Raw genomic sequence first — 15,066 nt, 5'->3', positions numbered from 1 at the left:
CAACAGTCCGAGCCACTCCCCGAGAACGAGAAGGCGCCGGGTCCTCGTGGGGCCCGGCGCCTTCCGTCTGCGCCCGCAAAGGTTTCTCGCGAGGGCTCCGCCCGTAAGCCGGGCGGCTCAGCCGGTTCCCGCCCGCGGGAGGCCCATCTCGACCACGACGGTGCCCGGGCGGGCCGCGAACAGGGTGTCGAGGGCGGTCGCCATCCAGGGCCGGCCGCCCTCCGCAGCCATCCAGGGCCGGCCGCCCTCCGCACGCGAGAAGGCGCCGGGTCCTCGTGGGGCCCGGCGCCTTCGGTCTGCGCCCGCAGGGGTTTCGCGCGGCGGCGTTGCGGGTCAGCCTGTTCCCGCCTGCGGGAGGCCTATCTCGACCACGACGGTGCCCGGGCGGGCCGCGAGCAGGGTGTCGAGGGCGGTCGGCATCCAGGGCCGGCCGCCCTCCGCAGCCATCCAGGGGTGGCCGCTCTCCGCACGCGAGAAGGCGCCGGGTCCTCGTGGGGCCCGGCGCCTTCCGTCTGCGCCCGCCAAAGCCTCGCGCGGCGGCGTTGCGGGTCAGCCGGTGCCCGCGATGGCCTCCGCCGCCGCCCGGCCGCAGACGCGGGCGGCGCCGTGGGTGGCGATGTGGAGGGCGCCGCGGGGGGCGGCCTGTGGGAGGCCCATTTCGACTACGACGGTGTCGGGGCGGGCTGCGAGCAGGGTGTCGAGGGCGGTCGCCATCCAGGGGTGGCGGTGTTCGTCGCGGACCACGGCCACGATGCGGCGGGAGCCGGCCGCGGCCAGCGCCTCGCGCCCCGCGTCCTCGCCGCTGAAGCTGCCCGTCTCCGTGCCCGGAAGGAGGCGGAAGAGCTCCGCCGCGACGCCCCAGGGGGTCTTGTCGCCGACGGCGAAGTTGGCGACGGGGGTGAGGGCCGCGACGTAGGGCGGCTCGGTGAGCGGGGTGAAGGGCTCCGCCGGGGTCAGCCGCACGGCACGGCGGGCCGCGCGCAGGCCCACCTCGTCGTCGGGGGCGCGGTCCGGGTCGGTCTTCGCCGCCTCGGCGGTCCAGCGGGCCAGGGCCCGTACCCGTGCGGCGGCGTCCGCGAGGCGTTCCTCGGCCAGTTCGCCGGTGCGCACCGCCGAGACCAGGGCGTCACGCAGGCGCTCGACGGTCCCCTCGTCGGACAGTCCGCCGCCCACGCAGATCGCGTCGGCGCCGGCGGCCACGGCGAGGACGCTGCCCCGCTCGATGCCGTAGGCGCTCGCGATGGCCTTCATCTCGATGCCGTCGGTGACGATGAGGCCGTCGTAGCCGAGTTCGCCGCGCAGCAGTTCGGTGAGCGCGCGGGGCGAGAGGGTCGCAGGGCGGTCCGGGTCGAGGGCCGGGACCAGGATGTGCGCGCTCATCACGGCGCGGCTGCCCGCGGCGATGGCCGCGCGGAACGGCGCGAGGTCGCGGGAGGCGAGCACCGAGGTGTCCACGTCGATGCGCGGCATGGCGTCGTGGGAGTCGACGGCCGTGTCGCCGTGGCCCGGGAAGTGCTTGGTGCAGGCGGCCACGCCGGCGGACTGCAGGCCGGTGACGTAGGCGGCCGTGTGCCGGGCGACCAGGTCGGTGTCGGCGCCGAAGGAGCGCACGCCGATCACAGGGTTCTCCGGGTTGGAGTTCACGTCGGCGGAGGGGGCCCAGTTGAGGTTCACTCCGCAGGCGGCCAGGCGGCGGCCGAGCTCCGCGGCCACGTCCCGGGTCAGCTCCACGTCGTCCACGGCGCCGAGGGCGTGGTTGCCGGGGAAGGAGGACCCGGTGCGCACCTCCAGGCGGGTCACGTCCCCGCCCTCCTCGTCGATGGCGACCAGGACGTCGTCGCGCTCGGCCCGCAGCTGCGCGGTCAGGGCGGCGACCTGCTCAGGGGTGTGGATGTTGCGGCCGAACAGGCCGACGGAGGCGAGCCCCTCGCCGAGCCGGCGCAGCACCCAGTCGGGGGCGGTGGTCCCGGTGAACCCGGGCTGGAGGATGGTCAGCGCGTCCCGTGTGAGGGTGTCGGTGCTGCTGGCGAATGTCGGCCGTGTCATCAGGTCGCGTCATCCCTTCACTGCGCCGGCGGTCAGGCCCGCGGCCATCTTGCGCTGGACGAGGAGGAAGAGCACGACGATGGGCACGGCCATCATCGTGGCTCCCGCCATCATCGGCGCGTATTCGGTGCCGTGCTTGGTGGTGAAGTTGCCGAGCCAGACCGTCGCGGTCTGGTTCTTCTGGCTCAGCAGCATCAGGGCGTAGATGTACTCGTTCCAGGCCTGGATGAAGCCGTAGACCGAGGTGGCGACCATGCCCGGGGCGAGCAGTGGGAAGACCACGCGGACGAAGGCGCCCGTGCGGCTGCAGCCGTCGACCATCGCCGCCTCCTCCAGCTCCCGGGGGATGTTGACGATGAAGCCGCGCAGTGTCCACACCGTGAAGGGGAGGATGAAGGTCAGATACGTGATGATCAGGCCGGTGAGCTTGTCGTACTGCTCAAGGTCGTTCAGCAGCAGGAAGATCGGGATGATCATGGCGACCAGCGGGATCATCTGGACCGCCAGGATGCCGACGATGACCACCTTGCGGCCGCGGAAGGCGAACCGGGAGATGGCGAGGGCGGCCAGCACACCGACGACCATGCCGATCACGACGACCGCCAGCGACACGATGAGGCTGCGGCCGACCGGGCCCCAGAAGTCCGCGATGTCCAGTGCCCGGCGGAAGTTGTCGAGCGTGAATCCGGTGGGGAACAGGCTCGGGTCCGGGTCGATGGCGTCCTTGGCCGGCTTGAAGGCCGTGTTGAGCATCCAGTAGAGCGGGAAGCCCGCGACGAGGAAGACGAGGAGACCGAGCAGGTTCCAGCCGAGCTTCGACTTCCCGCGACGGGCCCGGCCGCCCGTGGGGGCGACGCTCGTGCTGGTCATTCGACCTCTCCGATCTTCAGCATCTGACGCATGTAGACGGCGACGACACCGAGCAGCAGCAGTACGGTCAGCAGGGCGATCGCCGAGCCCTGTGCATAGTCGTTGACCACGAACGCGCGGTCGTAGGAATAGGTGTTGAGGATCTGGAACTCGGCCTCGGGGTGGCCGCCGCGCATCACGAAGACCTGCGGGAAGACACCCATGTCCCAGATCACCGACAGGGTCGTGAGCATCACGATGATCGGCTTGAGGATCGGCAGGGTGACATAGCGGAAGACGCCGAGCGCGCCCGCGCCGTCGAGCCGGGCCGCCTCCTCCAGTTCCTTGGGGACCTGGGTGAGACCCGCGCTGAGTGTGATGACGACGAAGGGCACGGCGCCCCACACCACGAGCAGCATGATCACGGCCAGGCCCTGGGGCCCGCTAGCGAACCAGTTGTGGCCGACCATGTCGACGCCGGGGAGCTTGCTCATCAGCGCGTTGAGGACGCCGTAGTCCGAGTCGAAGAGCCACTTGAAGACGGTCGTGGCCACGATGACCGGCATGCCCCAGCTGGCCACGAGGACGATGTTGATCATCGTCTTCACCCAGCCGGAGACCCGCTGCAGCAGCAGGGCCACGAGCATGCCGAGGACCATGGTGAGGATCACGCAGCCGGCCGCGAAGACGATGGTCCGCAGGACCACGGTCCAGAACTCGCTGTCGCCGAGGACCTTGGAGAAGTTGTCGAAGCCCACCCACTCGGCGGGCTTGAAGCCCCACAGCTGGGACTGGCCGAAGGACTGGAAGGACAGCGTGACCAGCCGGTACAGCGGATAGGCCATCACCAGGGCGAGGACCAGCAGGCAGGGGGCGAGCAGCAGCCACGGGGTGGCCGCACCGCCGGAAGTCCCGCCTCTGCGTGGGCCCTTGGCCACCGGTGGGGTCGGCGGCGCCTGCCGCGGTGGCGGCACCTTGGCAGGGGTGGTCGTGTCTGCGGCACTCATCGCGCGCTCCTCAGCGGTACCTCAGGTCGTACGAAAGCGAAGCCCGTACGGTCCGTACGGGAAGCAGGGCCCCCCGGCCAGGTGCGGCCGAACGGGCCCTGCTGCGAGGTCACTTGGTGTTGATGACCTTGTCGATCGCGGCGTCCGCCTCCTTGGCGGCTGCCTCCACCGACTTCTTTCCGGTGCCGATGTTCTGCAGCATCGTCTGCAGGACCTGGGCCTTTTCGACCTGACCCCAGCCGGGGGCCATCGGGACGAACCAGTTGGACTCGGCGGCGGTGGCCGGGACCGCGGTGGCCGGGTCGTTCTTCAGGGTCTCGAGGTCCGTCTTGTTGTTGGGCAGGTTGCCCTTGGCCATCAGGCCCTTCTGGCCGGAGGGACCGGTGAAGGCGTTGATCCACTCGGTGGCCACGGCCTGCGCCTTGGACTTCACCGGCACCGCGAGGTCCGAACCGCCCAGGAAGACGGGCATGTTCTTGCCGGACGGACCCGGCATGACGAAGTTCTCGAGGTTGTTCTTGAGCTTGCCGGTCTTGTCGTTCTTCGGGTCCGCGGAGGTCGCGCCCTCCCATGCGGCGCCGAAGATCATGCCGGACTTGCCCTGGCCGTAGACGATGTAACGGTCGGACTCGTCCTTGGTCTTGTCGCCGTGCATGTACTTGTCGACGACGCTCTTGAACGCGGTCAGACCCTTGATGGACTCCGGCGAGGAGAGGTTGGCCTTCCACTGGCCGCCGTCCTCCTTGGCGATGGAGCCGCCGGCGTCGTAGACGAAGGACATGGCCGCGTACCAGTCACGGGTGGGCTGGTACCAGGCGGAGAACTTGTCGCCCTCCTTCTTCTGCACCTTGTCGAGGGCGGAGGTCAGCTCGGCGTACGTCTTCGGCGGGGTCTTCACGCCGACCGAGGCGAAGACGTCCTTGCGCCAGTTGGCGACGCGGCCGCCGGCGTAGTAGGGGACGCCGTAGGTCTTGCCGTCGTAGGTGACCGAGGCCTTGAGGCCGTCCAGCCAGGCGGAGGAGTTGCTGAACTTCGCCGGGTCGACGGGGGCGAAAGCGCCCTTGACCATGTAGCTCAGCATCTCGGTGTTGCCCATCTCGACCACGTCGGGGGCCTTGTCGGTGGCGAGGACCGCGTCGAGCTTGGCGTTCTTGTCCGGCCAGCCGTAGTACTCGTGGTTGATCTTGATGCCGGGGTGCTTCTTCTTCACCGCGGCGTCCGCGGCCTTCACCAGGTCCGGCCAGTTGTTCTGGGCGTCCACGGTGAGCCAGACGGTCAGTTCCTTGGCGTCCGCGCCGCTGTTGGAAGAGCCCTTGTCGTCGTTGTCCCCGCACGCCGCGATGGAGACCATCATGCCCGCGATACCGATCGCGGCTATGAGCTTGCGCTTCACGCCACCCTCCTCAGGGATGCCCACACCTCCCGCCCCCAGGCCGGGACCTGAACCAATGGTGTAGACCAGTAGGGGGAGCTTGGACCAGACCAGAGGGCCTGTCAAGGGTGCTCGAAACGGCCCTGACCAGCCGTTATGCGACCTACATATGCAAGGACCTTTAAGTAACAAGCCAGCGAAAACCGCGACGCCGGAGTACTCTCTTCCGCTAGACCATTTGGCCTGTGGACTAGACCAAAAGAGACAGCGCCGGTATATAGAAGGGATCACGATGTGACCCGCATCCGGAGCCGGGAAGGCAGAGCATGAGCACCGAGGTCAGCAGTGCGGAGAACGAGGGTGGGGCGAGTGTCCGTACCGCGCGCGTGCCCAAGTACTACCGCCTGAAGAAGCATCTGCTCGACATGACGGAGACCCAGTCCCCCGGCACTCCGGTACCGCCCGAGCGCACCCTCGCCGCCGAGTTCGACACCTCCCGCACGACGGTGCGCCAGGCCCTGCAGGAACTGGTCGTCGAGGGCCGGCTGGAGCGGATCCAGGGCAAGGGCACCTTCGTCGCCAAGCCCAAGGTCTCGCAGGCCCTCCAACTCACTTCGTATACGGAGGACATGCGCGCCCAGGGCCTGGAGCCGACCTCGCAGCTGCTGGACATCGGCTACATCACCGCGGACGACCGCCTCGCCGAGCTCCTCGACATCACGGCCGGCGGCCGGGTGCTGCGCATCGAGCGGCTGCGCATGGCCAACGCCGAGCCGATGGCCATCGAGACGACGCACCTCAGCGCCAAGCGCTTCCCCGCCCTGCGCCGCTCCCTGGCCAAGTACACCTCGCTGTACACCGCGCTCGCCGAGGTCTACGACGTCCATCTCGCCGAGGCCGAGGAGACCATCGAGACCTCGCTGGCCACCCCGCGCGAGGCCGGACTGCTCAGCACCGACGTGGGCCTGCCGATGCTGATGCTCTCCCGCCACTCGCTGGACCGGGACGGTCAGCCGGTGGAGTGGGTGCGATCGGTGTACCGCGGGGACCGCTACAAGTTCGTGGCACGGCTCAAGCGCCCGCAGGACTGAGACCGGCGGCCGGTACGCCCCATCACCGGCCCTCTCCCACGCATCCGGCGCACCCGTCTTACGTCGCCGCCGACACCGTTGTCCCGCCGAGATGCGGCCTTCACTCAATCGACATACCGATATGCGGACGAGGTCTTCCGTTTTCGTCACAGGGTGACCTAGATTGCCTGCGCATTACACGCGTGATCACAGGTGATCGTGAGGGGACGGAGCCGCCGTATGTCCGAAGTACCCGAAGTGAGACCGCCGACGGTGACACCCGTCCGCGTGGTCATCGCCCTCTGCCTGATCGCGCCGTTCGTCGCGATGCTCTGGGTCGGCTCCTACGCCAGGACCGGCCCGGAGTTCATCGGCATCCCGTTCTTCTACTGGTACCAGATGGCCTGGGTGCTGATCTCCACGGCACTGACGATGACCGCGTACCAGCTGTGGCAGCGTGACCAGCGCGCCCGTGCGGCGCGGAAGGACGGTGCGTCGAAGTGAACGACGGCGTGAACGGCGTCGCACTCGGCGTCTTCATCTTCTTCTTCGTGGCCGTGACGGCCATGGGCTTCCTTGCGGCACGCTGGCGCAGGGCCGAGAACGAGCACTCGCTCGACGAGTGGGGTCTGGGCGGCCGGTCGTTCGGCACCTGGATCACCTGGTTCCTGCTCGGCGGCGACCTCTACACGGCGTACACCTTCGTCGCCGTACCCGCGGCGATCTACGCGGCGGGCGCGGCCGGCTTCTTCGCGGTGCCGTACACGATCCTGGTCTACCCGCTGATCTTCACGTTCCTGCCCCGCCTGTGGTCGGTCTCCCACCGGCACGGATACGTGACGACCTCGGACTTCGTGCGCGGCCGCTTCGGCTCCAAGAGCCTGTCGCTGGCCGTCGCGATCACCGGCATCCTCGCCACGATGCCGTACATCGCGCTCCAGCTGGTCGGCATCCAGGCCGTGCTCGACGTGATGGGCGTGGGCGGCGGCGAGAACACCAACTGGTTCGTCAAGGACCTGCCGCTGCTGATCGCGTTCGCCGTGCTGGCCGCCTACACCTACTCCTCGGGCCTCAGGGCCCCCGCGCTGATCGCGTTCGTGAAGGACACGCTGATCTACATCGTCATCGCGGTGGCGATCATCTACATCCCGATCAAGCTCGGCGGCTTCGACGACATCTTCGCCAAGGCGGGCGACGCCTTCGCGCAGACCAACCCGGCCACCGGCAAGCCACGCGGTGCCGTCGTCACGCCGGAGGCGGGCCAGTGGACGTACGCCACACTGGCGCTCGGCTCCGCGCTCGCGCTGTTCATGTACCCGCACTCGATCACTGCGACCCTCTCGTCCCGCAGCCGTGAGGTGATCCGCCGCAACACCACGATCCTGCCGCTGTACTCCCTGATGCTCGGCCTGCTGGCGCTGCTGGGCTTCATGGCGATCGCGGCCGGGGTCAAGGTCAGCAACGGACAGCTGGCGATCCCGCAGCTGTTCGAGAACATGTTCCCGGACTGGTTCGCGGGCGTGGCCTTCGCGGCGATCGGCATCGGCGCGCTGGTGCCGGCGGCGATCATGTCGATCGCGGCCGCGAATCTCTTCACCCGCAACATCTACCGGGACTTCATCAAGCCGGACGCCACGCCGAAGCAGGAGGCCCAGGTCTCCAAGTTCGTGTCGCTGCTGGTGAAGGTGGGCGCGCTGGTCTTCGTCCTCAGCATGGACAAGACGGTCGCCATCAACTTCCAGCTGCTGGGCGGCATCTGGATCCTGCAGACCTTCCCGGCCCTGGTCGGCGGCCTGTTCACCCGCTGGTTCCACCGCTGGGCACTGCTCGCCGGCTGGGCGGTCGGCATGGTCTACGGCACCATCGCCGCATACGGTGTCGCCTCGCCGACGCAGAAGCACTTCGGCGGCTCGGCGAAGGAGATCCCCGGGATCGGCGAGATCGGCTACATCGGCCTGACGGCGTTCGTCATGAACGTGGTGGTCACGGTGGTCCTCACCTTCGTCCTCAAGGCCCTCAAGGCCCCCGACGGCGTCGACGAGACCACGGCGGACGACTACACCGCGGACGCCGGCGACAAGGGCGTCCAGGTGGACCTGCCACCGGCGACGGCCGGGTCCCACTAGGGGGGCACCGGAACAACAGCGCCACCTGAACGGGCCGCCGGGGAAACCCGGCGGCCCGTTGTCGTACCCGTCCGGCACACTCGGGGGCATGGACATCGTGATCAGGCGGGCGGAGCCCGGTGAGTACGAGGTGATCGGTGAGATCACGGCGCGGGCCTACCTCCAGGGCGGCTTCCTGGCCTTCGGGGGCGAGGACGACTGGTATTTCCGCGAGTTGAAGGACGTGGCCAAGCGGGCGGCCGACGGCGAGGTGCTCGTGGCCGTGCACGAGGACCGGATCCTCGGCGGCGTCACGTACGTCCCCGCGCCCGGCCCCATGTCCGACCTGGCGGGCCCGGGGGAGGCCGAGATCCGGATGCTCGCGGTGGACCACGCCGCCCGCGGCCAGGGTGCGGGTGAGGCCCTCGTGCGGGCCTGTATGGACCGGGCGAGACAGGCGGGCCGCACCGGCGTCGTCCTGTGCACACAGCCCACGATGACGGCGGCCCACCGCCTCTACGAGCGCCAGGGCTTCATCCGCCGCCCCGACCGCGACTGGCAGCCGCTCCCCGGTCACGACTTCACGCTTCTCGCCTATGAGTTGACGCTCTGAAGTCACCGCGACACAACATCTAGGGGTGTCTCGACAGCCCGGCACAAGATGTATGCTCATGCTCGCTGTCGCCGCAGGGGAATCCGGTGCGAATCCGGAACTGTCCCGCAACGGTGTACTCATGCGTGTTCGCACACGTATGGGCGTCAGTCCGAGGACCTGCCGACAGTGCGCCCGGCCACCGTGGCCCGGGTGCTTCGACGTCCGGGCCTCGTGGAATGGGCCGGTGGACGCGGCGCCGTCGTGCGCTCGTGGCTGCCCCTGCCCTCCGCAAGGCCCCCGTGCCGAGCGAGGGAGAGCCCCACGTGACCATCGCGCCAGCCGAACCGGCTTCAGCGACACCGTCCGCCACGACTGCGGACGACGGTCCCGGTGCCGCGTTGCTGCGGACCCTGACCGAGCTGACCTCCGACCTTCCCGACGCCGACCCCGGCCGGGTCGCCGCCGCCGCGTTGCGCGGGCGGTCGGCGCGGGCGGACGAGACGGAACTGCGCGAGCTGGCCACGGAGGCGGCCGCCGGCCTCATCTCGGAGGACCCCGCCTACTCGCGCCTCGCCGCGCGTCTGCTGACGATCTCCATCGCCGCGGAGGCCGCCTCGCAGGGCGTCACGTCCTTCACCGAGTCGGTCGCCGTCGGGCACCGCGAAGGGCTCATCGCCGACCGCACCGCGGAGTTCGTCCGCATCCACGGCGCCCGCCTGGACGCGCTGGTGGATCCCCAAGGGGACGACCGCTTCGGCTACTTCGGCCTGCGCACCCTGCACAGCCGCTACCTCCTGCGGCACCCCCTCACCCGCAAGGTGATCGAGACGCCGCAGCACTTCATGCTGCGGGTGGCGGCCGGTCTCGCCGAGGACGACACCGCGCGTTCCGTCGACGAAGTCGCCGCGCTCTACGGCCTGATGAGCCGCCTGGACTACCTGCCCTCCTCCCCGACGCTCTTCAACTCCGGTACGCGCCACCCGCAGATGTCCTCCTGCTACCTCCTGGACTCCCCCAAGGACGAGCTGGACTCCATCTACGACCGCTACCACCAGGTCGCCCGCCTCTCCAAGCACGCCGGGGGCATCGGCATCGCGTACTCCCGCATCCGCGCCCGGGGTTCACTGATCCGCGGCACGAACGGCCACTCCAACGGCATCGTCCCGTTCCTGAAGACCCTCGACGCCTCGGTCGCCGCCGTGAACCAGGGCGGCCGGCGCAAGGGCGCGGCCGCGGTCTACCTGGAGACCTGGCACTCCGACATCGAGGAGTTCCTGGAGCTGCGCGACAACACCGGCGAGGACGCCCGCCGTACACACAACCTCAACCTCGCGCACTGGATCCCGGACGAGTTCATGCGCCGGGTGAACGCCGACGCCGAGTGGTCGCTGTTCTCCCCGGCGGACGTGCCGGAGCTGGTCGACCTGTGGGGCGAGGAGTTCGACGCCGCCTACCGCAGGGCGGAGGCCGCGGGGCTCGCCCGCAGGACCGTCCCGGCCCGTGAGCTCTACGGCCGCATGATGCGCACCCTCGCGCAGACCGGCAACGGCTGGATGACCTTCAAGGACGCCGCGAACCGCACGGCCAACCAGACGGCCGAGCCGGGCCATGTCGTCCACTCCTCCAACCTCTGCACGGAGATCCTGGAGGTCACCGACGACGGCGAGACCGCGGTCTGCAATCTGGGCTCGGTCAACCTGGGTGCCTTTGTCGACATGGAGACCCGCGACATCGACTGGGAGCGGCTGGACGAGACGGTCCGCACGGCCGTCACCTTCCTCGACCGCGTCGTCGACATCAACTTCTACCCGACCGAGCAGGCGGGCCGCTCCAACGCGCGCTGGCGCCCCGTCGGCCTCGGCGCCATGGGCCTGCAGGACGTCTTCTTCCAGCTCCGTCTGCCGTTCGACTCCCCCGAGGCGATGGCGCTGTCCACCCGGATCGCCGAGCGCATCATGCTCGCCGCGTACGAGGCCTCCGCCGACCTCGCCGAGCGCAACGGCCCGCTGCCGGCCTGGGAGAAGACCCGTACGGCGAGAGGCGTCCTGCACCCCGACCACTACGGCGTCGAGCACACCTGGCCCGAGCGCTGGGCCGCGCTGCGGGACCGTGTCGCGGCCGTCGGCCTGCGCAACTCGCTCCTCCTCGCGATCGCGCCGACCGCCACCATCGCCTCGATCGCCGGCGTCTACGAGTGCATCGAGCCGCAGGTGTCGAACCTCTTCAAGCGCGAGACGCTCTCGGGCGAGTTCCTGCAGGTGAACTCGTATCTGGTGCGGGAGCTGAAGGACCTCGGCGTCTGGGACGCCCGTACCCGCGAGGCGCTGCGCGAGGCGAACGGCTCGGTGCAGGACTTCGCCTGGATCCCCGAGGACGTACGCCGCCTGTACCGCACGGCGTGGGAGATCCCGCAGCGCGGCCTGATCGACATGGCCGCGGCCCGCACGCCGTACCTGGACCAGTCCCAGTCCCTGAACCTGTTCCTGGAGACGCCGACCATCGGCAAGCTCTCCTCGATGTACGCGTACGCCTGGAAGTCGGGCCTGAAGACGACGTACTACCTGCGCTCGCGCCCGGCGACCCGCATCGCCCGCGCCGCCCGGGCCACTGTCCCCGTCCAGCAGCCGGCTCCCGAGGACGCCGTCGCCTGCTCCCTGGAAAACCCCGAGTCCTGCGAGGCCTGCCAGTGATGACCACCCGTACCCAGAACCTGCTCGACCCGGGCTTCGAACTGACCCTGCGCCCCATGCGCTACCCGGACTTCTACGAGCGCTACCGCGACGCCATCAAGAACACCTGGACCGTGGAGGAGGTCGACCTCCACTCGGACGTCGCCGACCTCGCGAAGCTGACCCCCGAGGAGCAGCACCTCATCGGCCGGCTGGTGGCCTTCTTCGCGACGGGTGACTCGATCGTCGCGAACAACCTGGTGCTGACGCTCTACAAGCACATCAACTCCCCCGAGGCGCGGCTCTACTTGAGCCGGCAGCTCTTCGAGGAGGCCGTGCACGTCCAGTTCTATCTGACGCTGCTGGACACCTACCTCCCCGATCCGGAGGACCGCGCGGCCGCCTTCGCCGCCGTGGAGAACATCCCCTCCATCCGCGAGAAGGCCGGGTTCTGCTTCAAGTGGATGGACTCGGTCGACAATTTGGACCGCCTGGAGTCCCAGGCCGACCGCCGCCGCTTCCTGCTCAACCTGATCTGCTTCGCAGCGTGCATCGAGGGCCTGTTCTTCTACGGCGCCTTCGCCTACGTCTACTGGTTCCGCAGCCGGGGCCTGCTGCACGGCCTCGCCACCGGCACCAACTGGGTGTTCCGCGACGAGACGATGCACATGTCGTTCGCCTTCGACGTGGTCGACACCGTCCGCAAGGAGGAGCCGGAGCTCTTCGACGACCGGCTCCGGCAGGAGGTGACGGACATGCTGCGCGAGGCGGTCGAGGCCGAGCTGCAGTTCGCCCGTGACCTGTGCGGCGACGGCCTGCCCGGCATGAACACCGACTCCATGCGCCAGTACCTGGAGTGCGTCGCCGACCAGCGCCTGACCCGCCTCGGCTTCACCCCGGTCTACGGCTCCGAAAACCCGTTCTCCTTCATGGAGTTGCAGGGTGTGCAGGAGCTGACCAACTTCTTCGAGCGCCGCCCGTCGGCGTACCAGGTGGCCGTCGAGGGCACGGTCGACCTCGACGAGGACTTCTAGTCCCACGGCCGGGGCGGTCCATGGCCGGTGGTTCAGTGACCTAGATCCACGGAGCTGCCATGGACCGCCCATGGGTCGCCCATCGGGGATCTATGGGCCCTCTATGGAGCGGCAAAGTTATCGGAACCGCTCTGGATCACCCTCCCGGGACGGGGCTACGTTCTCGCCGTCAACGTGTCATGCCCGCGACGACACCGCCGCCGCTACGCGCGTCACAGGCCTGCCACCAGCGTCGAGAACCCCACTCCCCCGACGGAGGCAGCACCCCCATGCGTGAAAAGCCACGACGGAGTCTGCGAAGACTCCTGACCGCCGTCATACCCGCCCTCGCCCTCGGCCTCGCCGGACTCGCCGCCGCACCCACGGCACAGGCGCAGGTCCACCCCGACTCCCGCGTCACCCAGAACGCCAAGGCCCTGACCTCTCCCGACCGGCAGATCTTCCACTCGACCGGCACGGCAGGCCAGAAGGTGCCCACGAAGCACCTGTGCGCCACCGCCGCCCCCGGGCAGGCGTCCTGCTTCGCCCAGCGCCGCACCGACATCAAGCAGCGGCTGGCCTCCGCACTCGCCGCGGCCGCCCCCTCCGGGCTCAGCCCGGCCAATCTGCACAGCGCCTACAACCTGCCGTCAACGGGCGGCTCCGGTCTGACCGTTGCCGTGGTCGACGCCTACAACGACCCGAACGCCGAGGCGGACCTGGCCACGTACCGCTCGCAGTTCGGCCTGTCCGCCTGCACCAAGGCCAACGGCTGCTTCAAGCAGGTCAGCCAGACCGGCTCCACCACCTCGCTGCCGTCGAACGACACCGGCTGGGCGGGCGAGGAGGCGCTGGACATCGACATGGTCAGCGCGGTCTGCCCGAACTGCAGCATCATCCTCGTCGAGGCGAAGTCCGCCAACGACTCCGACCTCGGCACCGCCGAGAACGAGGCCGTCGCGCTCGGCGCCAAGGTCGTCTCCAACAGCTGGGGCGGCGACGAGGCCTCCTCCCAGACCAGCGAGGACACCGCCTACTTCAAGCACCCGGGCGTCGCCATCACGGTCTCCGCGGGTGACGAGGACTACGGCGCCGAGTACCCGGCGACCTCGCAGTACGTGACCGCGGTGGGCGGCACGGCGCTGTCGACGTCCTCCAACTCCCGCGGCTGGACCGAGTCCGTGTGGAAGACCAGCGGAAGCGAGGGCACCGGTTCGGGCTGCTCCGCCTACGACCCGAAGCCCAGCTGGCAGACGGACACCGGCTGCAGCAGGCGCATGGAGTCCGACGTCTCCGCGGTCGCCGACCCGGCCACCGGTGTGGCGGTCTACGACACCTACGGCGGCTCCGGCTGGGCGGTCTACGGCGGCACCAGCGCCTCGGCGCCGATCATCGCCGGCGTGTACGCGCTGGCCGGCACCCCGGGCTCCGGCGACTACCCGGCGAAGTACCCCTACAGCCACACGAGCAACCTGTACGACGTCACCAGCGGCAACAACGGCTCCTGCTCCACCTCGTACTTCTGCACCGCCCGCACCGGCTACGACGGCCCGACGGGCTGGGGCACCCCGAACGGCACGACCGCCTTCACCGCCGGCAGCGACTCCGCCAACACGGTGAGCGTCACCGACCCGGGCAGCCAGTCCACCACGACGGGCGGCTCGGTCAGCCTGCAGATCCACGCCACGGACAGCGCGGGCGCCGCGCTCACCTACAGCGCCTCGGGCCTGCCGACCGGGCTGTCCATCAACGCCTCGACCGGCGTGATCTCCGGTACGGCGTCCACCGCGGGCACCTACCAGGTCACCGTCACCGCGAAGGACGGCACGGGCGCCTCAGGCTCGGCCTCCTTCACCTGGACCGTCGGCACCTCGGGCGGCGGCTGCACCTCGTCCCAGCTCCTGGGCAACCAGGGCTTCGAGTCCGGCAACACCGCCTGGACCGCGACCAGCGGCGTCATCACCGACGACAACGGTCAGGCGCCGCACGGCGGTTCGTACTACGCCTGGCTGGACGGCTACGGCACCACCCACACCGACACGCTCTCCCAGTCGGTGACCGTCCCGGCCGGCTGCAAGGCCACCTTCACCTTCTACCTGCACATCGACTCGGCCGAGACCGGCAGCACCGCCTACGACAAGCTGACGGTCACCGCCGGATCCAGGACCCTGGCGACGTACTCGAACGTCAACGCCGCCTCGGGCTACGCCCAGAAGTCCTTCGACCTGTCCTCGTACGCCGGCTCCACCGTCACCCTGAAGTTCAGCGGAACGGAGGACTCCTCGCTGCAGACCAGCTTCGTCGTCGACGACACCGCCGTCACGACGAGCTGACCATCCC

11 protein-coding genes and 1 riboswitch are annotated in these 15,066 nt (G+C 69.4%); of the genes, 7 read left to right on the top strand and 4 right to left on the bottom strand.

The window, feature by feature from the left end; all coding sequences use genetic code 11:
• Positions 1–549: 549 nt before the first annotated feature.
• The 4 genes from MQN93_RS25415 to MQN93_RS25400 form a co-directional block, all read right to left on the bottom strand.
• On the bottom strand, positions 550–2,046 hold the full coding sequence (locus MQN93_RS25415) for a glycoside hydrolase family 3 protein (RefSeq protein WP_242711395.1): 1,497 nt from the start codon (positions 2,044–2,046) through the stop codon (positions 550–552).
• Positions 2,047–2,055: 9 nt separating this feature from the next.
• Complete coding sequence (locus MQN93_RS25410; protein WP_016437921.1) at positions 2,056–2,916, bottom strand: carbohydrate ABC transporter permease; 861 nt, start codon at positions 2,914–2,916, stop codon at positions 2,056–2,058.
• Entirely contained in the window at positions 2,913–3,902 is a 990-nt protein-coding gene (locus MQN93_RS25405) for a carbohydrate ABC transporter permease (protein WP_016437920.1), read from the bottom strand. The genes MQN93_RS25410 and MQN93_RS25405 overlap by 4 nt, the downstream gene beginning before the upstream one ends.
• Positions 3,903–4,011: 109 nt before the next feature.
• Entirely contained in the window at positions 4,012–5,295 is a 1,284-nt protein-coding gene (locus tag MQN93_RS25400) for an extracellular solute-binding protein (RefSeq protein WP_242711394.1), read from the bottom strand.
• Positions 5,296–5,600: 305 nt separating this feature from the next.
• Here MQN93_RS25400 and MQN93_RS25395 point away from each other — a divergent pair, with 305 nt between their 5' ends.
• From MQN93_RS25395 to MQN93_RS25365, 7 genes are all read left to right on the top strand, one after another.
• A complete protein-coding gene (locus MQN93_RS25395; protein WP_016437918.1) occupies positions 5,601–6,365 on the top strand; it encodes a GntR family transcriptional regulator in 765 nt (254 codons plus the stop codon).
• Between the two features lie 219 nt (positions 6,366–6,584).
• A complete protein-coding gene (locus MQN93_RS25390) occupies positions 6,585–6,848 on the top strand; it encodes a DUF3311 domain-containing protein (protein WP_016437917.1) in 264 nt (87 codons plus the stop codon).
• A complete protein-coding gene (mctP, locus tag MQN93_RS25385) occupies positions 6,845–8,470 on the top strand; it encodes a monocarboxylate uptake permease MctP (RefSeq protein WP_016437916.1) in 1,626 nt (541 codons plus the stop codon). The genes MQN93_RS25390 and mctP overlap by 4 nt, the downstream gene beginning before the upstream one ends.
• Before the next feature lie 88 nt (positions 8,471–8,558).
• Positions 8,559–9,062 (top strand): GNAT family N-acetyltransferase, encoded by a 504-nt coding sequence (locus MQN93_RS25380; RefSeq protein WP_242711393.1) that lies wholly within the window; start codon positions 8,559–8,561, stop codon positions 9,060–9,062.
• 52 nt (positions 9,063–9,114) lie between these two features.
• Positions 9,115–9,243, top strand: a riboswitch (cobalamin riboswitch).
• A 124-nt stretch (positions 9,244–9,367) separates the two neighbouring features.
• Positions 9,368–11,734 carry a ribonucleoside-diphosphate reductase subunit alpha gene (locus MQN93_RS25375; RefSeq protein ID WP_016437914.1) on the top strand — a complete coding sequence of 789 codons (2,367 nt, stop codon included), beginning with the start codon at positions 9,368–9,370 and terminating at the stop codon, positions 11,732–11,734.
• Positions 11,734–12,747 carry a ribonucleotide-diphosphate reductase subunit beta gene (locus MQN93_RS25370; RefSeq protein ID WP_242711392.1) on the top strand — a complete coding sequence of 338 codons (1,014 nt, stop codon included), beginning with the start codon at positions 11,734–11,736 and terminating at the stop codon, positions 12,745–12,747. The genes MQN93_RS25375 and MQN93_RS25370 overlap by 1 nt, the downstream gene beginning before the upstream one ends.
• A gap of 269 nt (positions 12,748–13,016) precedes the next feature.
• Entirely contained in the window at positions 13,017–15,059 is a 2,043-nt protein-coding gene (locus tag MQN93_RS25365) for a putative Ig domain-containing protein (protein WP_242711391.1), read from the top strand.
• Positions 15,060–15,066 lie beyond the last annotated feature (7 nt).

The organism is Streptomyces spinosisporus, assembly GCF_022698145.1.
Taxonomy (GTDB): domain Bacteria; phylum Actinomycetota; class Actinomycetes; order Streptomycetales; family Streptomycetaceae; genus Streptomyces; species Streptomyces spinosisporus.
This window is presented reverse-complemented; position numbering and strand designations above follow the sequence as displayed.